Here is a 17,681-nt window from a genome sequence, read left to right on the forward strand (position 1 = left end):
CGGGGGCAAACTGCCGGGGATTCCTTAATTTTGCGGCTTATTCTGTTCCATGTATACGCTAAAGAAGTCATTAGGCCAACATTTCCTCAAGGATGAAAACATGTGCCGCCAGATTGTGGAGGCATTGCCCGTTACCCCCGGCATGCAGCTGCTGGAAGTGGGCCCCGGAGCCGGGGCCATCACCAAATACCTGCTGGAAATCCCGGACGTGACCTTCAAAGCCGTGGAGCTCGATACGGAGAAGGTGCAGTACCTCGAGAAAACCTTCCCCGCCATCCAGGGCAAACTGATCAACGAAAGTTTCCTGGAAATGCAGGCGCCTTTTGCCGGGCCATTCGCCATCATCGGCAATTTTCCCTACAATATTTCCACGCAGATCATGTTTCGCGTGCTGGAATGGAAAGAACAGGTGCCTCTCGTGGTGGGCATGTTCCAGAAGGAAGTGGCGCAACGCATCGCGGCGGGGCATGGCAACAAGGATTACGGTATCCTCAGCGTGCTCCTCCAGGCCGAATACCGGATCGAATATCTTTTCGATGTGCATGAAAACTGCTTCAACCCGCCGCCCAAGGTGAAATCCGGCGTCATCCGCTGCACACGGCTCGAAAAACCGTATGAAGTGAAAGACTGGAAGAAGTTCACCCTGCTGGTGAAAACCGCTTTCGGGCAGCGCCGCAAGCAGTTGCGCAACCCGCTGAAAGGACTGTTCAAAAAAGAATTCTTACAGGAACCCATATTTACGAAACGCGCGGAAGAGCTCACGGTAGCTGATTTCGTAGCCCTCACCGAACAAATGTTATGAGCAAGCAAGTCATCATCACGGCCAAAGTACACGAATATCTGATCAACGAATTACAGGCGAAAGGGTTTGTGGTGGATTACCGTCCTTCCATTACCTACGATGAGCTGATGGCCTCCATTCACGGCGCTTCCGGCCTTATCGTGACCACGCGTATCAAAGTGGATAAAGCGATGCTGGACCGGGCTTCGCAGCTGGAATGGATCGGCCGCCTCGGTTCCGGGATGGAGCTGATCGATACGGCGTATGCCACGCAGAAAGGCATCCGGCTGGCGAGCAGCCCCGAAGGCAACCGCGATACGGTCGGCGAGCAGGCGGTGGGGATGCTGGTGATGCTGATGCACAACCTTTTGAAAAGTTCGCTGGAGCTGCGCCAGGGCATTTGGGAGCGCGATGGCAACCGGGCCTGGGAGCTGGGAGGGCGTACCGTCGGGATCATTGGATATGGTCATACCGGTGGTGCTTTTGCACAGCGGCTCCGCGGGTTCGGCGTGAAAATCCTCGCTTACGACAAATATAAGACCGGCTTCAGCGACGAATTCGTACAGGAAGCTTCGCTGGAAGACCTTTACCGCGAGGCCGACATCGTGAGCCTGCACCTGCCGCTGACGGATGAAACGCGGCACCTGGCGAACATGGCGTTCTTCAGGTCTTTCCACAAACCCGTGTACCTGCTGAATACTTCCCGCGGGAAGGTGGTGAAAACGGCGGATGTGGTGGCGGCGCTGGAAAACGGGGCGCTTGCGGGCGCCGCGCTCGACGTGCTGGAAAATGAAAAGCTGGAAACATTCAGCGAAACGGAGAAAGCGGAGTTTCAATATCTCCTGGCGCATCCCCGCGCCGTGATCACCCCGCACATCGCGGGATATAGCCACGAGGCGAGCATCAAAATGGCGAAAGTGACGCTGGAAAAACTCGGTTTATAGCATAGGAGAAAGCCTCCATATTATGCATTTTAATATTTGAATGCGGGGGAGGATCGGAACGAAAAAAAGTTATATTTGCAATACTGATACTGGATTGACGTCTTTGCGCAAGCGAGGACGTTAATTTTTTTCTGTCCCATAAAAACATTCAGGTATGTCTGGCGTAAATTACGTTACCAAGGAGACCCTTGAACAAATGCGGGATGAGCTTACGCAACTCAAGACCAAAGGAAGGGCTGAGATTGCGCGGGCGATTTCCGAAGCGCGTGAGAAAGGAGATTTGAAAGAGAACGCCGAATATGATGCGGCTAAGGAAGCGCAGGGCCTTCATGAAGCCAAAATCGCCGTGCTGGAAAACGCCATCGCCACGGCACGTGTGGTGGAAACGGATGATATCGATACATCCAAAGTATCCATTCTTTGCAAAGTGACCATCACCAATCTGGCCAATAAGAAAACCATCACCTATCAGTTGGTGTCCGAGAAGGAAGCCGATCTGAAGCAGGGCAAAATCTCCGTGACTTCTCCCATCGGCAAGGGATTGCTTGGCAAGAAGGTGGGCGATGAAGCCGATGTGGTGGCGCCGAACGGTAAGCTTCGTTTTAAAATCGATCACATCACCGTGTAAAAAGCGGCGGCAATGAATATGGAGGCCCCCGCGCAAGGGGGCCTTTTTTTATGCCAAATATTGTAGTTTTATACCCGCGCTAAAGCCTACCGTCCATGACCATTTTCTCGAAAATCATCAAAGGAGAAATCCCGAGTTATAAAATTGCGGAAAACGACCAGTTCTTCGCCTTCCTCGATATTTTTCCCATGATGGAGGGCCACACCCTCATCATTCCCAAAACGGAAACCGATAAATTCTTTGATGTAGACGATGCATACCTGGCGGAATGGCTGCTTTTCGCGCGCCCGATCGCCAGGGCGATAGAAGCCGTAGTGCCCTGCAACCGCGTAGGAATCAGCGTCATGGGGCTCGAGGTGCCGCATGCGCATATGCACCTGGTACCGATCAACTCGGCAGACGATCTTAATTTCACCCGCCCCAAACTGAAATTACAGCCGGAGGAATTCAAAGCGATCCAGGAGAAAATAATGGCGGAAATGGAGCGTAACGCCTAGAGCGTAGGTACGTAAAACTTGAAACCGATGCCGTGAAGCGTTTCCAGCTTCACATCTTTGTCGTCGACGAAATGCTTGCGGATTTTGGTAATGAAAACATCCATGCTGCGGCCCAGGAAATAGTCGTCTTTCCCCCACACATGATACAGGATCTCTTCCCGCTTGAGCGTCTTGTTGGCATTCTCGCAGAAAAATTTCAGTAAGTCGGCCTCTTTCTGGGTAAGGGTCGCTTTCAGTTTGCCGGCGCTGTCCATCAGTTTCAGTTCGCCGTAATCGAAGGTGATTTTGCCTACGGTATAGGTCGTGCGTTTATCCGCGTTCAGCGGGCGTGTGCGTTTCAGGAATACTTCGATGCGCAGCAGGAGCTCCTGCATGGAAAAGGGCTTGGTAACGTAATCGTCCGCTCCGTGCTTGAACCCGCTGATCTTGTCTTCGTCCTGCGATTTGGAGGTGAGGAACAGAATAGGGATCAGGTCGTTTTTCTGACGGATCTGCCGGGCCAGTTCGAAACCGTTTTTTTTAGGCATTACCACGTCGAGCAGACATATATCGTACAGGCTTTTTTGAAACGTTTTCCAGGCTATTTCTCCATCGGAGCAGTGCGTCACTTCGTATCCCGATTCTTCCAAACGTTTTTTGGTTATAGCACCCAGGTTATAATCATCCTCCACTAGTAAAATTCTAGCCTTCGTATCCATCTACGAAAAAAATTAGGGGTGAGGTATTAAATTTCATTAGTAACACTTATGTGTGCCCCGCGGTACTATTTCAGGGCACTTTAGCCTTATTCCAGTTCAAAATAAGGACAATTTCTTAATTAACAAACATCGGCCGGCCGGATTATGTTCAAAACCAGGTTAAGGACGGGAGAGCCGTTCGGGATGTTGCTGCAGGAATTTGTCCCAGCCTTTTGATTTACCGGTGGTTAGCAGGGGGCTGCTGTCCTGGAAATGATGGCAGACGGCTACTGCCAGTGCGTCGGTGGCATCGAGGTATTCGGGTACTTCGGTGAACCGGAGGATGCGCTGGAGCATCTGCCATACCTGTTCTTTATTGGCGTTGCCGTTGCCGGTGATGGATTGTTTCACTTTCTTGGGCGAATATTCCGCTACCGCAAGCCCCGCCTGCATGGCTGTGGCGATCGCCACGCCCTGGGCGCGCCCCAATTTGAGCATCGACTGCACATTTTTGCCGAAGAAGGGCGCCTCGATGGCACAACAAACAGGTTTGTGTTCCTGGATGATTTTGTTCATCCGGTCGTGGATGGCCTGCAGTCTTTCGTAGTGGTCTTTTTTCGGGTTGAGCTTGAGCACATCCATTTTGATGATCTCCACTTGCTGGCCTTTCACGGCGATGAGGCCGTAGCCCATGATAATGGTTCCTGGGTCGATCCCGAGAATTATTTTTGTATTGTTTGCCAAGCGGAGCCTATTTTTGCCAAAATTCGAAGAAGTCTGAACAAAAGTACCAAAATAATCCTCAATTACGTCCTCGGCGGCGCCCTGTTCACATGGTTAACCTTCGCGATCGTCCGGCAGATCCGGCATCAGGAAAACCTTCCGGCGGCGTGGGCGCATATCCGGGAGATGATAGCGGACAGGGGATGGGTGCTTTTGTTGATGGTAATGCTGATGATGCTGGTGAACTGGGGGATCGAGGCGCGGAAATGGCAGATCCTGGTGCGCCCCCTCGAGCCAGTGCCCTTCCGGCGGGCTTTCGGGGCCATCCTCACCGGGGTGTCGGTTTCGGTCAGCACCCCCAACCGTATCGGCGAATACGGCGGACGGATGCTGTACCTCAGCAACGCCAGCAAACTCAAATCCATCGCCGCCACCATCGTGGGCAGCTACTCCCAGATCATCGCCACCCTGCTCTTCGGCCTCGTCGGCGGCCTTTTTTATGTAAGCCGCTACGACGTCACCGGCCAGCTTTCGGCCGCGCCCGGATTTAGGGAAAAATTAACGCTCGGTTTACTCATTCTGGTTTGCGCCACCGTTTTATTCCTTTATTTTCGGCTAAGGATCATTATTTCGCTGGTCGACCGGGTGAAGTGGCTGCGCAAAGTGAAGGTTTTCATCATGGTGATCGTCCGGTATTCGCCGGCGGAATTGCGGACCCTGCTGTACCTGAGCGCCATCCGGTATATGGTGTTTACGGCACAGTATTTGATTTTATTATATGCGTTGGGTGTTGCATTTGTGTGGTGGGAAGGGTTTTTCATGATTAGTGTAATTTACCTGGTCATGGCAGTAATCCCCACCGTAGCCATCGCAGAAGTCGGCCTCCGGGGAAGCGTCAGCCTCCACTTCCTGGGCCTCCTCAGCGCCAACGCCGCAGGCATCCTGGCCGCCACCGTGGCCATATGGCTGATCAACCTGGTGCTGCCCGCCGCCATCGGCTCCGTGCTGCTCCTCGGTGTGAAGATTTTCAGAGATAAATAGCGATCGTTCGATGAAGTATGTTTTACTGTTGCTTTGCGGCCTGTTGTTGTACCCCGCCTCCCCCAAGGCGCAGGATAAGTTCTGTGGTATCGTCAATACCAGCTTCAAAGCTGGCGAATCCCTCACCCTGAAAGTATTCTACAACCTCGGCAGCATGTACGTCGGCGCCGGTGAAGCCACCTTCAATACCACCCTCGTTAAATATAACGGTAAAGATGCCTACCACGTAGTGGGCGACGGCAAAACCTACCGCTCCTACGACTGGTTCTTCAAAGTCCGAGACCGCTACGAAAGCTATATCGACACCGCCACACTGCTCCCCATCCGATTCATCCGCAATATCAACGAAGGCGGATACAAGAAATACAACAACGTCGGCTTCAATCGCGACAACAGCACCGCCACCAGCACCAACGGCACTTTCAAAGTGCCCGCCTGCATCCAGGACGTGATCTCCTCCATCTATTACGCCCGCAATATCGACTTCAATAAATACAAACCGGGCGACAAGATCCCGTTCTCCATGTTCCTCGACGACGAAGTATTCGACATCTATATCCGGTATATCGGCAAAGAACAGGTGGAAACCCGCTACGGCACCTTCCGCGCCATCAAATTCAAACCCCTCCTCATCAAAGGCACCATCTTCGAAGGCGGGGAAAAAATGACCGTGTGGGTCAGCGACGACGCGAATAAAATCCCCCTGCGGGTCGATAGCCCCATTTCTGTTGGCAGTATCAAAGTAGACATGATCAGCTTCTCCAACCTCCGCTGGGCGCTCTCCTCCCTGGTAAAGAAACGTTAAAGCCGAACCGGAATCCGCTTTATCTGTTATATTTGTTTCAGACACAATCAATTTTACATATGGAAGAACGCAAACCCAAGATCCTGCTGGCCGAAGACGATACCAACCTCGGGATGGTATTAAAAAACTACCTGGAACTCAACGATTACGACGTGGAGCTTTGCCGGGACGGTATCCTCGCGCTCGCAGCCTTCCGTCGGGACAAGTTCGACATCTGCCTGCTCGACATCATGATGCCCAATATGGACGGGTTCAAGCTCGCGGAGGAAATCCGGGATGTGGATCCGGATATTCCCCTGTTTTTCCTTTCCGCCAAAACCATGAAGGAAGATATCATCCAGGGATATAAGCTGGGCGCCGATGATTACATCTCCAAGCCTTTCGATTCCGAACTGCTGCTGCTGAAAATCAAGGCGATCCTGAAACGCAACCAGGAATTGAATAATAAGGAAGAAGAACAGTTCGAGTTCAAAATCGGGCAATACCAGTTCAACTCCCGCCTGCGCACCCTCACCAAAGGCGCCGATTCGCATACGCTGTCGCCCAAGGAAAACGAGCTGCTGCACATGCTTTGCGAGCACAAAAACGACCTGCTTCCCCGCGAAGTGGCCCTGAAGAAGATCTGGGGCAGCGACACCTATTTCAACGGCCGCAGCATGGACGTGTACATCGCCAAGCTGCGCAAGTACCTGAAAGACGATTCTAACATCGAAATCGTGAACATCCATGGCAATGGCTTCCGCCTCGTGGTGAAAGATTAATGCCAGTATAAATAATGAAGAAGGCCGGTTGAGTTTCAACCGGCCTTTTGTATTTGATAATCACTTGTTTATGTAAAGAGAAGGTTGGATCCCCTGCTGTTGGGGTTCCGCCCGAGATGGGTATACGCTTTCTCGGTGACTTCGCGGCCGCGGGGCGTGCGTTTGATAAAACCTTCCTGGATGAGGAAAGGCTCATATACTTCTTCAAGGGTTCCCGGCTCTTCGCCAACCGCCGTAGCAATTGTGGTAATGCCTACCGGGCCGCCTTTGAAATTGTCGATGATAGTGGAAAGGATGCGGTTATCCATTTCGTCGAGGCCATATTCGTCGACGCTGAGGGCTTTGAGGCTGAACTGGGCGATGCCGAGATCGATGGTGCCGTTGCCCATTACCTGCGCGAAATCCCGCACCCGGCGGAGCAATCCGTTTGCGATACGCGGGGTGCCGCGGCTGCGGCGCGCGATCTCCATCGCGGCGTCGGAAGTGATTTTGGTGCCAAGGAGGCCGGCGGCGCGCCAGAGGATGCGCTGGAGCACTTCAGCGGTATAATATTCGAGGCGGCTTTTGATGCCGAAGCGGCTGAGGAGCGGGGCGGTAAGGAGGCCCGAGCGCGTGGTGGCGCCCACCAGCGTGAAAGGGTGCAGGTTGATCTGGACCGACCGCGCATTGGGGCCCGAGTCGATCATGATATCGATGCGGTAATCCTCCATGGCGGAATAGAGATATTCTTCCACAACGGTGCTGAGGCGGTGGATTTCGTCCACAAACAGTACATCGCGCTCCTCGAGGTTGGTGAGGAGGCCGGCGAGGTCGCCGGGTTTTTCGATCACCGGGCCCGACGTTTCCCGGATGTTCACGCCAAGCTCGTTGGCCACGATGCGGGAAAGCGTCGTTTTCCCCAGGCCGGGAGGGCCATGGAAAAGAATGTGATCGAGCGCTTCGTCGCGCATCTTCGCCGCTTTGATGAACACTTTCAGATTCTCGATGATCTGGTCCTGCCCGGAAAAATCCATGATCTCCCGCGGCCGGATGCTGTTCTCGAATTCCTTCTCGGCAGCGCTCATCCTTTGTTCATCTGGTCTTAGGTTTGGATTGGACATGTGTGTTTGTTGCCTTTCAGCGTCAAAAATAACGAGAAATTGGCGAGGATATGAATATCGTTTATTTTTAGGCAAATCTTTCATCTGCCTATGTCCAGAAAAATAATGTTAGCCATGCTGTTGCTTACCGCCAGCCTGGGTGCTTCCGCGCAGCAGACCGACGTGAATGAAGTCCGCCGCATCATCTCCACGCTCGCCGCCGACAGCATGATGGGCCGCGGAACTTTCACGCCCGGCATCGAGAAGGCGTCGCTTTTCATCGAATCAGAATTTGAGAAAACCGGCCTGGAAAAACTGCCCGGCGCCGCCAGTTACCGCCAGCCTTTCGCTATGAAAAGCCGGTCGATTTATCCTGCAGATTCGCTCAGCCTCGTGCCCGGCGCCAAAGCGCTGCATAATGTGGTGGGCCTGATCCGCGGCAGCAGCAAGCCCGACGAATACGTGATCTTCTCCGGTCACTACGACCATATCGGCATCCTCAAACCCGTTGCGGGCGACAGTATCGCCAATGGCGCCGACGACGATGCTTCCGGCATCACGGCGGTGATCCTGCTGGCGCGCCACTTCAAACAGCATCCGCCCGAGCGCACGGTGATCTTCGCCTGCTTTACGGCGGAAGAGATCGGCGGTTTCGGCTCGCGGTATTTTTCAAGAGAAGTCAACCCCGACCAGGTGGTGGCCATGTTCAACATCGAAATGATCGGGAAAGAATCCAAGTTCGGCCGCAACAGCGCGTTCATCACGGGTTTCGAGCGTTCGGATTTCGGTCCCATCCTGCAGCGCAACCTCGAAGGCTCGGCGTTTCAGTTTCATCCCGATCCGTATCCCGAACAGCAGCTGTTCTACCGTTCGGATAATGCGATGCTGGCCAAGCTCGGTGTGCCCGCGCATACCATTTCCACCACGCAGATCGACAAGGATAAACTGTATCACAGTGTAGACGACGAGATCGAATCACTCGACATGCAGAATATCGCCGACATCATCAGCGCGATCGCGGTAAGTTCCGGCACGATCGTGAGCGGTAAGGACACGCCTACCCGTGTAACGAAAGAGTAGTAAAAATCAGTTATATCAAGGAAAACGAGCCGCGAACCGGCTCGTTTTTTTATGCAAAAAAAGGGCGAGCCATGAAAGGCCCGCCCTATAGTATTTGAGCGTATTGTATTAAAGTTGGAGTTTCGCGATCACGGCGAAATGGTCCGAAGCGAAAAGGCCTTTCCAGGTTTGGGAAATAGTAGCGTGTTGCAGCACTTTCCATGGCCCTTTGAGGAAGATATAATCGATAGGCTCGCTGCTGGTTTCATGTGCGCGCCATCCGTTGAAAGTGCCGGTGGGGCCATAATGCGGCGTTTGGCTAATGGCTTTGGCGTCGGTCAGGTGAAGCGGGTTTTGCGCATCCACGATCACGCGGATGGGCTCGTCGCCAGGCGTGGCGTTGAAGTCGCCGGTTACAACGGCGGGGAGTTTGCCGGAGATGGCGGCAACTTTTTCGATGAGGAGCCTGGCGCTTTCGCGGCGGGCGATTTTGCCCATATGATCGAAGTGGGTATTGAAGTGGTAGAAGATTTTGCCGGTCGTTCTGTCGCGGAATTTCCCGTAGGAAACGATGCGTTCGATGGCGGCGTCCCATCCTTTGGCGCCGATTTTATCGGGTGTTTCGGAGAGCCAGAAGGTGTGGGATTCGAGTAGTTTGACGCGGGTGGTATCGTAGAAGATGGCGGAGAATTCCCCTTTTTTGTCGCCGTCGGTGCGGCCTACGCCGAGGTATTTGTATTGCGGAAGTGCGTTGTTGAGGTCGAGCATTTGTTCCCAGAGGGCTTCCTGCACGCCGAGGAGCGCGGGGCGGTGGTAGAGGACCTGGGAGGCGAGGCGGTCCTTGCGGTTGGGCCAGGCGTTGATGCTGTCTTTCGGTGTGTTCATGCGGATGTTGAACGTCATGACCTGGATGCTGCGGTCCTGCGCATGCGTCTGTAACCAGGTGAAAGCGGCGAGGAATAGCGTCATAAATCTTTTCATGCAAGAAAAATACTACACATTCTTCGTTTTTCGGAGATATTGTCGTTAACTCTGAGATATCCTCACCCTTTTTTCCTCGCCATGACCATCTTTCCCCCTAGTTTTGGTATCAGCACATTTTTATGAAGACGATGCGCATAGTACAGAAGGGGCCGGTGGGGAGCCGTGTACGGGCTGCCGGGTTATTGTTTCAGGATAGGGGAGGATATTGGCATGTGTATGTGCCTGCGTTGGGTTTGTTGGGGTATGGAAAATCGCGGCAGGCGGCTTATCGTTGCCTGGAGGCGGTGTGCGGGGTGTATATGAGGACGGTGTGGATGGGTGGGAAGTTGGAAGTGGAAGTGCGGGAAGGCGGATGGGTGGAAGGGGAAGACATGTGGCATGCGCCGGTGATGTCGTATGGGCAATTGCGGGAAGTGTTGGGATATATGAAAAAGGGCGCGGTGATGCGGGCGTTTGGGTTGATGGTGGAAACGGGGATCGCGCGGGAGGGGAAGGCGGTTACATAAAATCAAATATATGCGGAAAGGAGTTTGCAATGTGGACGTATCGCTGGATACGTTCCGGGATTTCCTTTGCCTGAAGGGTTATCGTTTCCGGCTATTGCCGGGTGGGCATGAGCAATGGGAGGGGGGCGCGGGAGCAGGCCGGTGGTGCTGGCGCGACTGGTGGATCCGGTTCCGCCGTTTGCCATTCGGCATGCACTGCGGTTGATGGGCGTGGCGAGGGAGGAGCTGGAGGCTTACCTGGCGGGGGAGACGTAGCGGTCCTGTAGTTTGTACGCTATACCCGTTCAATGGCGTGGCTATGGCGAAATAGCAATGTATTCAGCCGGTAAAGGAATAGTACAGCTACATCATTCGTTTTGCGTATCGACGATGTATGCATTGCATTGCTGGTTAAATGGATAGGCTTTAATAAGTAGCCATGTCCGTTGACGTGAGCTGGATGATATTTGGAACGCTACAGCGCGAGTAGCCGCGAAACCCGCCGAAGTAAGTTGCAGGAACTTTATGAGCATGCCGTTGCTCCGGCAGGAAAATCAACGCATAGTTGATGCAGGATGCTGACGGAATTGATGATTGAAAGATGCGATCAAGAAATTAGCGTGAAAGAAACCATGCATAGAAAACCATGGATGCATCTGTTTGACGGAAATCACGTAAGATGTTGCCGTTTCATTCCATGCCGGAGCGCTTGTTGTCTCGGGTTTCCCCGGGCAAGGGTGCTTCGCGGGCGCGGATGTTGCAGCGGACATAAGCAGCTATAAAAAAGGACCGGCATTCCTGCCGGTCCTGATATGAAAAATGCAGTGTACGTATTAACGGAGGCTTTTCAGCAATTCCTGTACGGCGCGCTCGAGCTGGGGGTCTTTGTCTTCCAGCCGGTCGGTAAAGGTGGTCTTTACGTAGATATCGGGTGCCACGCCTTCTTTCTCGAGGTTCTTGCCGTCGAGTGTGTAGCAGCCCCAGGAGGGGAGGCGATAGAAGGAACCGTCCACCAGTCCTTTGCCGGAGGTGAAGATGATCCAGCGATAGGATTCGGTGCCGATGATGGTGCCGAGCTTCAGCGCTTTGAAGCCCGCGGCGGTCATCTCGGCGTCGCTGAGCGATTGCTCGTTGATCAGCAGTACGATGGGTTTGCCCGCCGGCGCGAAGTTCGGCTGCGGGGAGGGTTTGCCTTCGCGGTACTGCCATTGCAGGTAAGGGCGTTGCGACAGGAATTTCAGCACTTCGTCGTGCACGTTGCCGCCGGTGTTGTAACGGAGGTCGAGGATGAGTGCGTCTTTGTCGCCGATTTTGGCGGTCATGTCGATGAGAAATTTATCCAATTCGCCACCGCCCATGTTTTTCATGTACGTGTAGGCGATACGGTTGTTGCTGAGCTTGTCGACTTTCAGTTCATTGCCGTAGATCCATTCGTCGTACAGCTGGCCATTGAGGTCCCCGGGGCTTTGCGGATGCAAGCGCACGTCGAACGTTTTGCCGGCGCGCTCGAAAGTGAGCAGCACTTCACGCTCCATGGTGGGGCGGGTGAAATACTGGTCGCGGCATTGTTTCGGATCTACCTTCTTGCCGTTTACCTGCGTCAGCACATCACCCGGACGGATATCGATGCCTGCCCTGTCGGCATTGCTGTTTTCCACGATCCTGCGAACGGTGTAAGGTTGTTGTTCTTCGAAGAGGATCCCCGTTTCCATCGTCTGGTACGCGAGGTTGATGCGCTCTTCATTGCCGGAAGAATTGAAACCAAGGTGGGAGGAGTTCAGTTCGCCGAGCAGGTCGTTGATCAGGACGCGCAGATCCGAGCGGTTGTTCACATACGGGAGGTAGCGGCTGTACGCATCGCGCAGACGGCTCCAGTCGGTGCCGTGGAAGTCGGCGTTGTAGAAGTTTTCTTCCACATTGGCCCAGGTTTCGTAATAAATCTGCCGGAACTCGTCGCGGAGGTTGCGGTAGAATGTCTGGCTGATATTGATGGGATCGATCTTGTTGGCGTCGGCGTTCAGTTTAACGATGTTGCCGCCGGCTAGGGCGAAGAGTTTGCCGTCCACTTCCACCACGTTGCCATCAAAGCGTTCGCTGCCGTTGATTTTTTCGGTTTTGGTTTCTTCAAACGGCTCGGTCACCATCTTGTAGAGCGTGCCCCTGCCTTCATGGTTGGAACCGAAGAATACAGTGGTTTTATCACCTTTGCTGGTGATCCAGTACGGGCCGTATTGAGAACCGAAGTCGGGAGATACCTGCTGGATGCGCTGCATCAGGCGGTTGGTGTTGAGGGCGAGCGTCTTCGGCGCGTCGGCGCTGTCGGATTTTTTGTCGGATTTATTGGAAGCGGTTTTGTCGTCTTTCTTTTTATCCTCTTCCTTCTTTTTGAACAGTTCGTCAAACTTCTCTGAGCGGAATGGTTCGTCGAATTTGTCGAGCGGCAGGCGGTAGATCTTGGGGTTGATCATGCCGAAAGGATAGGAAGGCTTGGTGCGGGCGGAGGCGAAGTAAATGTACTTTCCGTCGGGCGACCAAAAGGGATCCACTTCGGAAACACCCGTGTTGGTGAGGTTGGTGGTGGTATTCTTTTTCAGGTTATGCACCATGATGTCGTGCTCGAAATTGCGGCGCACGGTGTATACGACATACTCACCGTTGGGAGAAAACCTCGGCTGCACGCTCTGGAAAGCCCAGATTTCGTCCCTGGCGATGGTGCGCGATTGAAGGGATTTGCAGTCGATGATCTTCACCTGGTCGCGCCCGCTGAGGTACACGGCCTGTGTGCGGTCGTGGTTCATGGCGATGTCGCGGTTATTGCTCTTGTCGCTGGTGTGTTGTTTGGCGGTGCCGCTGCCATCGGCGGGGATGGTATAGAGGTTGAGGTAGCCGTTGAGCGTCTGGTTGAAGAGAAGCGTCTTGTTGTCGGCGAGCCAGAGTACTTCCAGGGCTCTTTCGCCACTGAGGGGCAGCTGGCGCACGAACTTCCCTTCGATGTCGGACACGAAGATTTCGCCGCGCGAGATGAACGCGAGCTTCTTGCCATCGGGCGATACGTCGAAGTTGGAGATTTTGTCGCGGACGTCGAACGCTTGTTCTTTGGCGAGCACCGGGTTGCGGAAGATTTGCAGCGCGATTTTCTCCGTTTTGCCGGAAGCTACGTCGTACGACCAGATCTGGTAGTCTTTTTCAAACACGATCCTGTTGCCGGAAGCGCTGACAGCCGGGCGTTTGATCGAAGTGTTGAATTTGGTGAGGCCTTTTTTCTGTCCGCCGGCGAAAGTATAGAGGTTGTATTCCCCGTTGGCTTCGTCGGAAACGAAATAGATATTGCCTTTACGGTCGATGGTGGTCCAGAGGTCTTTGCCGCGGTAATCCGTGTACTGCTTGTACTTTTTGGTAGCGGGGTTGTACGACTGGATATCGGGGTTGAAGTCGCCTTTATACCGTTTGCGGTTGGCGGCGAATGAGCTTTCCCAGGTATCGTTGAAGAACAGCTCCCCGGTGGAGGGGTGTTCGGAGAGGTTGTGGATCAGGTTGAAGTAATGGGGGAATACGCGGACGGGAGTGCCGCCGTCGATACCCACTTTATAGCTCGTGGCGTTGCCGGAGCGGTTGGAGGTGAAGTAAATGGATTTGGAATCCCAGCTCCAGGAGTCCATGAGGTCGTTGGCCTCGTGCATGGTGAGCTGGCGGATTTCGCCGCCGTTGATGGGCATGATGAAAACATCTGCCCGGCCGAATTGGGTGCCGGTAAAGGCAATCCATTTCCCGTCCGGCGAAACGCTGGGGAGGGATTCGTTGCCTTGCATGGCGGTGAGGCGGGTGGCCTGCGGGTTTTGAATATCTGCTTTCCAGAGATCGCCCTCGAAGCTGAATATAACGGTTTGGCCATCAGGGGTGAGCGTGGGAGAGGAGGTGAAATACGTGTCGGATTGTTGGGCAGCGGCAGGCAGGGATAAAGCCGCGGCCAAAACGCCCAGGTAAAGTGGTCTCATAATAGCGAGGTGGTTTATGGGCAGTAAGATAGTGAGGAATCCGGGTAACCGGAAACCATTTATCACGCCGCCATGCGGGTTCAGAACATTTTTGGTTTTGGGGTGAAGGGTATCTTATGATGATATATTCACCTGCTTTATGTCCGCATCAAGTCCACCTCAAGTCCACCTCAAGTCCGCCTCCTCTCCGCCTTGCCTTCGCTCATCTTATACTCATGTCGGCCCTACCGTACCGGGTTTGAACGCGCTTTTCAGTTTATAATCCCGCATCTGTTGCCTTCCATCTTTTGTCACGTCAAAATACTATCATCTTCAAGCTGTCAATTTTACCCGAATTTCGCTTGTCCTGCCCATCGTTTGCATAAAAAAAGCCGGTCGGGAAGACCGGCTTTTCAAGTATCGCCAAGTGATGTTTATATCACCACATTGATCATTTTTCCTTTCACGAAGATGATTTTCTTGGGTTGTTTCCCTTCCAGCCATTTCTGCACTACTTCATTCGCCAGCGCGATCTTCTCCACTTCCGCGGCTTCCGCATCGAGGGCGATATTGATCGTTGTACGGAGCTTGCCGTTTACGGATACAGGGTACTCCTTCACGGATTCCACCACGTATTTTTCTTCAAACACCGGGAACGCCGCGTCCAGTACGGAACCGCTGTTGCCGATGGCTTGCCAGAGTTCTTCGCACATATGCGGCGCGTACGGCGTGAGCAAGATGAGTAACTGCTCCAGCACTGCTTTTTTGCTGCATTTCTGATCCGTCAGTTCGTTGACGCACACCATAAACGCGCTTACCGCCGTGTTGAACGAAAGGCGCTCGCAGTCTTCATCGATCTTACGGATCGTACGGTGAAGTGTTTTCAGTTCTTCCGCCGTAGGCGCTTCGTCTTTCACGATCAAACCCTTATTCTCGTCGAAGAACAAACGCCAGGTTTTCTTCAGGAAACGGTGCACCCCTTCAATCCCCTTCGTTTCCCAGGGCTTGCTTTGTTCCACCGGCCCCAGGAACATCTCATACATCCGGAACGTATCGGCGCCGAACTTATCTACCAGCATATCCGGGTTCACGGTGTTGAATTTGCTCTTGCTCATCTTCTCGGAGATCGTACCGCAGAGATATTTGCCGTCTTCCAGGATGAACTGTGCATTGGAATAATCCGGGCGCCATTTTTTAAACGCTTCGGTATCCAGTTCCACCCCGTCAACAATATTCACATCCACATGCAATTCGTCGGTTTCATACTTGTCTTTCAGTCCCGCCGAAACAAACTGGTTCGTTCCCCGAACGCGGTACACGAGACGGGAACTGCCCGTGATCATCCCCTGGTTCACCAGTTTCCGGTAAGGCTCGTCGAAGCCGATGTGCCCCAGGTCAAACAATACCTTTGTCCACAAACGGCTGTACAGCAAATGGCCCACGGCATGTTCCGTGCCCCCGATGTACAGATCCACCTGTCCCCAGTAATCCGACACCTTCCGGTCGCAGAACGTTTCCGTATTCTGCGGATCCATATACCGGAGGAAATACCAGCTGGATCCGGCGTAACCGGGCATGGTATTGGTTTCGCGGCGCAACGACGTGCCCGGCTCCGAAGGCAGGTTCACCCACTCGGTCACGTTGGCCAGCGGGCCTTCGCCTTCTTCACCCGGACGGTAATTCTCCACATGCGGCAATTCCAGCGGCAGATCGGCGGGATCCATTGCTTCGGGAACGCCGTTGCGGAACACGATCGGGAAAGGCTCGCCCCAATAACGCTGCCGGCTAAAGCCCGCATCGCGCATCCTGAAGTTGATCTGGCGGCGGCCGATGCCCAACTGCTCGATCTTTTCGGTTACCAGGTCCATCGCTTCGCGCATGGGCTTGCCGTTGAGGAAGTCGCTGTTCTGGAGCACGGCGTCTTTCGTGGCATTGGCTTCTTCGCCGTTAAAGGCGTCGCCGATGATATTGGTGATGGGAATGTTGAAATGTTTCGCAAACCCGAAATCGCGCGCATCGCCGCAGGGCACTGCCATGATGGCGCCGGTACCGTAGCCGGCCAGTACGTACTCGGAAATCCAGATGGGAATTTTGCGGCCGTCGAACGGATTCACGGCGTAAGCGCCGGTAAAGCACCCCGTGATCTGTTTCACTTCGGCCATCCGCTCGCGCTCGGAGCGGCTTTGCACGTATTCGCGGTAATCGCTCACGGCCTTGGCCTGCTCTCCGGAGGTGATGCTTTCCACGAGCTCATGTTCGGGCGCCAGCACCATGAAGTCCACCCCGAAAATGGTATCCGGGCGGGTGGTGTACACCACGATGTTATCGAGGCTGCCGGCCACGTTGAACTTGATTTCCGCGCCCTGGCTTTTCCCGATCCAGTTGCGCTGCATGTCTTTCATGGCTTCGCTGAACTGGACGGATTCCAGTCCTTCGAGGAGGCGGTCCGCATATTCGGTGATGCGCAAAAACCACTGGCGCATTTTCTTTTTGATAACCGGGTGGCCGCCGCGTTCGCTCACGCCGTTGATGACCTCGTCGTTGGCGAGCACGGTTCCCAGGGCGGGGCACCAGTTCACTTCGGCGTAGGCGAGGTATGCGAGGCGGTATTCCATGAGGGTTTGTTGTTGTTCCTCATAGGTCCAGCCGTTCCAGGTGTCGGCGCTGAACCGGAGCCCGCGATCGCCGGGGCAATCCTGGTGGAGGTTGCCTTCGGTTTCGAAAATGCGCACGAGCGTTTCGATGCTTTCCGCTTTTGCGGCATGGCGATTGTACCAGCTGCCGAAAAGTTGCAGGAAGATATGTTGCGTCCACTTGTAATAAGCGGGCTCGCTGGTATTGATCTCGCGGGACCAGTCGTAGCTGAACCCGATGTTGTCGAGCTGCTTGCGGAAGGTTTTGATATTGGCTTCGGTGGTAACGGCGGGATGCTGGCCGGTTTCGATGGCGTATTGCTCCGCCGGCAGACCGAACGCGTCGTACCCCATGGGGTGCAATACGTTATAGCCTTTCAGCCGTTTGTAACGGGAATAGATATCCGATGCGATGAAACCGAGGGGGTGCCCGACGTGCAAGCCCGCCCCGGAGGGGTAGGGGAACATGTCCAGCACGTAGCATTTGGGTTTGCTGCTGTCGTTGCTGACTTTGTAAGCGCCGGATTTCACCCAGTGGTCCTGCCATTTCCGCTCGAGTTGCCTGAAATTGTACTCCATAATCATCAAAAGCCCGGGATGGCCGGGCGGT

The 17,681-nt window shown here is 54.0% G+C and carries 16 protein-coding genes; 10 read left to right on the forward strand and 6 right to left on the reverse strand.

All coding sequences use genetic code 11. The features are described 5' to 3' along the window. Nucleotides 1-49 precede the first annotated feature (49 nt). The 4 genes from rsmA (at nt 50) to WJU16_RS15855 (ending at nt 2,850) form a co-directional block, all read left to right on the forward strand. Nucleotides 50-802, forward strand: a complete 753-nt coding sequence (gene rsmA, locus WJU16_RS15840; protein ID WP_341834459.1) for a 16S rRNA (adenine(1518)-N(6)/adenine(1519)-N(6))-dimethyltransferase RsmA — start codon at nt 50-52, stop codon at nt 800-802. Further along, nucleotides 799-1,725, forward strand: coding sequence for an NAD(P)-dependent oxidoreductase (locus tag WJU16_RS15845; RefSeq protein ID WP_341834460.1), 927 nt, complete (start codon nt 799-801; stop codon nt 1,723-1,725). Before rsmA ends, WJU16_RS15845 begins: the two co-directional genes overlap by 4 nt. 154 nt (nt 1,726-1,879) lie before the next feature. Next, the gene (gene greA / locus WJU16_RS15850; protein WP_341834461.1) at nt 1,880-2,353 is read left to right on the forward strand and encodes a transcription elongation factor GreA; all 474 of its coding nucleotides are present in this window, start codon (nt 1,880-1,882) and stop codon (nt 2,351-2,353) included. Nucleotides 2,354-2,448: 95 nt separating this feature from the next. Beyond that, complete coding sequence (locus WJU16_RS15855) at nt 2,449-2,850, forward strand: HIT family protein (protein WP_341834462.1); 402 nt, start codon at nt 2,449-2,451, stop codon at nt 2,848-2,850. Here the strand turns inward: WJU16_RS15855 and WJU16_RS15860 are convergent. Next, nucleotides 2,847-3,548 (reverse strand): response regulator transcription factor, encoded by a 702-nt coding sequence (locus WJU16_RS15860; protein WP_298709492.1) that lies wholly within the window; start codon nt 3,546-3,548, stop codon nt 2,847-2,849. The genes WJU16_RS15855 and WJU16_RS15860 overlap by 4 nt on opposite strands. A 159-nt stretch (nt 3,549-3,707) precedes the next feature. Beyond that, nucleotides 3,708-4,271, reverse strand: coding sequence for a crossover junction endodeoxyribonuclease RuvC (gene ruvC, locus WJU16_RS15865; protein WP_341834463.1), 564 nt, complete (start codon nt 4,269-4,271; stop codon nt 3,708-3,710). Between ruvC and WJU16_RS15870 the strand changes: the two genes are divergently transcribed. From WJU16_RS15870 to WJU16_RS15880, 3 genes are read left to right on the forward strand one after another with little or no spacing between them, the layout of a single operon-like run. Continuing rightward, nucleotides 4,185-5,291, forward strand: coding sequence for a lysylphosphatidylglycerol synthase transmembrane domain-containing protein (locus WJU16_RS15870; RefSeq protein WP_341834464.1), 1,107 nt, complete (start codon nt 4,185-4,187; stop codon nt 5,289-5,291). The two genes, ruvC and WJU16_RS15870, sit on opposite strands and share 87 nt — an antisense overlap. Nucleotides 5,292-5,301: 10 nt before the next feature. Continuing rightward, nucleotides 5,302-6,096 carry a DUF3108 domain-containing protein gene (locus WJU16_RS15875; protein WP_341834465.1) on the forward strand — a complete coding sequence of 265 codons (795 nt, stop codon included), beginning with the start codon at nt 5,302-5,304 and terminating at the stop codon, nt 6,094-6,096. A 59-nt stretch (nt 6,097-6,155) separates the two neighbouring features. Next, on the forward strand, nt 6,156-6,857 hold the full coding sequence (locus WJU16_RS15880) for a response regulator transcription factor (RefSeq protein ID WP_298709484.1): 702 nt from the start codon (nt 6,156-6,158) through the stop codon (nt 6,855-6,857). A 68-nt stretch (nt 6,858-6,925) separates the two neighbouring features. On the opposite strand, the gene ruvB is transcribed toward WJU16_RS15880, so the two are convergent. Beyond that, nucleotides 6,926-7,987 carry a Holliday junction branch migration DNA helicase RuvB gene (gene ruvB / locus WJU16_RS15885; protein ID WP_404980348.1) on the reverse strand — a complete coding sequence of 354 codons (1,062 nt, stop codon included), beginning with the start codon at nt 7,985-7,987 and terminating at the stop codon, nt 6,926-6,928. A 60-nt stretch (nt 7,988-8,047) separates the two neighbouring features. Here ruvB and WJU16_RS15890 point away from each other — a divergent pair, with 60 nt between their 5' ends. Beyond that, nucleotides 8,048-9,016: a M20/M25/M40 family metallo-hydrolase gene (locus WJU16_RS15890; RefSeq protein ID WP_341834467.1), complete on the forward strand. Its 969-nt coding sequence runs from the start codon at nt 8,048-8,050 to the stop codon at nt 9,014-9,016. Nucleotides 9,017-9,124: 108 nt separating this feature from the next. Here the strand turns inward: WJU16_RS15890 and WJU16_RS15895 are convergent, their stop codons facing one another. Next, nucleotides 9,125-9,976, reverse strand: a complete 852-nt coding sequence (locus WJU16_RS15895; protein ID WP_341834468.1) for an endonuclease/exonuclease/phosphatase family protein — start codon at nt 9,974-9,976, stop codon at nt 9,125-9,127. Nucleotides 9,977-10,197: 221 nt separating this feature from the next. Here WJU16_RS15895 and WJU16_RS15900 point away from each other — a divergent pair, with 221 nt between their 5' ends. Together WJU16_RS15900 and WJU16_RS15905 are read left to right on the forward strand one after the other, a co-directional pair. Next, nucleotides 10,198-10,485 (forward strand): hypothetical protein, encoded by a 288-nt coding sequence (locus WJU16_RS15900; protein WP_341834469.1) that lies wholly within the window; start codon nt 10,198-10,200, stop codon nt 10,483-10,485. Nucleotides 10,486-10,495: 10 nt separating this feature from the next. Next, nucleotides 10,496-10,690, forward strand: coding sequence for a hypothetical protein (locus WJU16_RS15905; protein WP_341834470.1), 195 nt, complete (start codon nt 10,496-10,498; stop codon nt 10,688-10,690). Nucleotides 10,691-11,297: 607 nt separating this feature from the next. Here the strand turns inward: WJU16_RS15905 and WJU16_RS15910 are convergent. Both WJU16_RS15910 and leuS read right to left on the reverse strand, forming a co-directional pair. Further along, entirely contained in the window at nt 11,298-14,459 is a 3,162-nt protein-coding gene (locus WJU16_RS15910; RefSeq protein WP_341834471.1) for a S41 family peptidase, read from the reverse strand. Nucleotides 14,460-14,872: 413 nt separating this feature from the next. Further along, nucleotides 14,873-17,650: a leucine--tRNA ligase gene (leuS, locus tag WJU16_RS15915; RefSeq protein WP_341834472.1), complete on the reverse strand. Its 2,778-nt coding sequence runs from the start codon at nt 17,648-17,650 to the stop codon at nt 14,873-14,875. Nucleotides 17,651-17,681: the final 31 nt, after the last annotated feature.

Origin of the sequence: Chitinophaga pollutisoli, assembly GCF_038396755.1 — a bacterium.
In the GTDB taxonomy this organism is placed as follows: domain Bacteria; phylum Bacteroidota; class Bacteroidia; order Chitinophagales; family Chitinophagaceae; genus Chitinophaga; species Chitinophaga pollutisoli.

What these genes read in the sequence shown, in the direction of transcription:
- WJU16_RS15895 (WP_341834468.1), bottom strand. Translation starts at nt 9,976, where the DNA reads ATGAAAAGATTTATGACGCTATTCCTCGCCGCTTTCACCTGGTTACAG.
- leuS (WP_341834472.1), bottom strand. Translation starts at nt 17,650, where the DNA reads ATGGAGTACAATTTCAGGCAACTCGAGCGGAAATGGCAGGACCACTGG.
- WJU16_RS15880 (WP_298709484.1), top strand. Translation starts at nt 6,156, where the DNA reads ATGGAAGAACGCAAACCCAAGATCCTGCTGGCCGAAGACGATACCAAC.
- WJU16_RS15860 (WP_298709492.1), bottom strand. Translation starts at nt 3,548, where the DNA reads ATGGATACGAAGGCTAGAATTTTACTAGTGGAGGATGATTATAACCTG.
- WJU16_RS15875 (WP_341834465.1), top strand. Translation starts at nt 5,302, where the DNA reads ATGAAGTATGTTTTACTGTTGCTTTGCGGCCTGTTGTTGTACCCCGCC.
- WJU16_RS15890 (WP_341834467.1), top strand. Translation starts at nt 8,048, where the DNA reads ATGTCCAGAAAAATAATGTTAGCCATGCTGTTGCTTACCGCCAGCCTG.
- greA (WP_341834461.1), top strand. Translation starts at nt 1,880, where the DNA reads ATGTCTGGCGTAAATTACGTTACCAAGGAGACCCTTGAACAAATGCGG.
- WJU16_RS15910 (WP_341834471.1), bottom strand. Translation starts at nt 14,459, where the DNA reads ATGAGACCACTTTACCTGGGCGTTTTGGCCGCGGCTTTATCCCTGCCT.
- WJU16_RS15845 (WP_341834460.1), top strand. Translation starts at nt 799, where the DNA reads ATGAGCAAGCAAGTCATCATCACGGCCAAAGTACACGAATATCTGATC.
- rsmA (WP_341834459.1), top strand. Translation starts at nt 50, where the DNA reads ATGTATACGCTAAAGAAGTCATTAGGCCAACATTTCCTCAAGGATGAA.
- WJU16_RS15855 (WP_341834462.1), top strand. Translation starts at nt 2,449, where the DNA reads ATGACCATTTTCTCGAAAATCATCAAAGGAGAAATCCCGAGTTATAAA.
- WJU16_RS15905 (WP_341834470.1), top strand. Translation starts at nt 10,496, where the DNA reads ATGCGGAAAGGAGTTTGCAATGTGGACGTATCGCTGGATACGTTCCGG.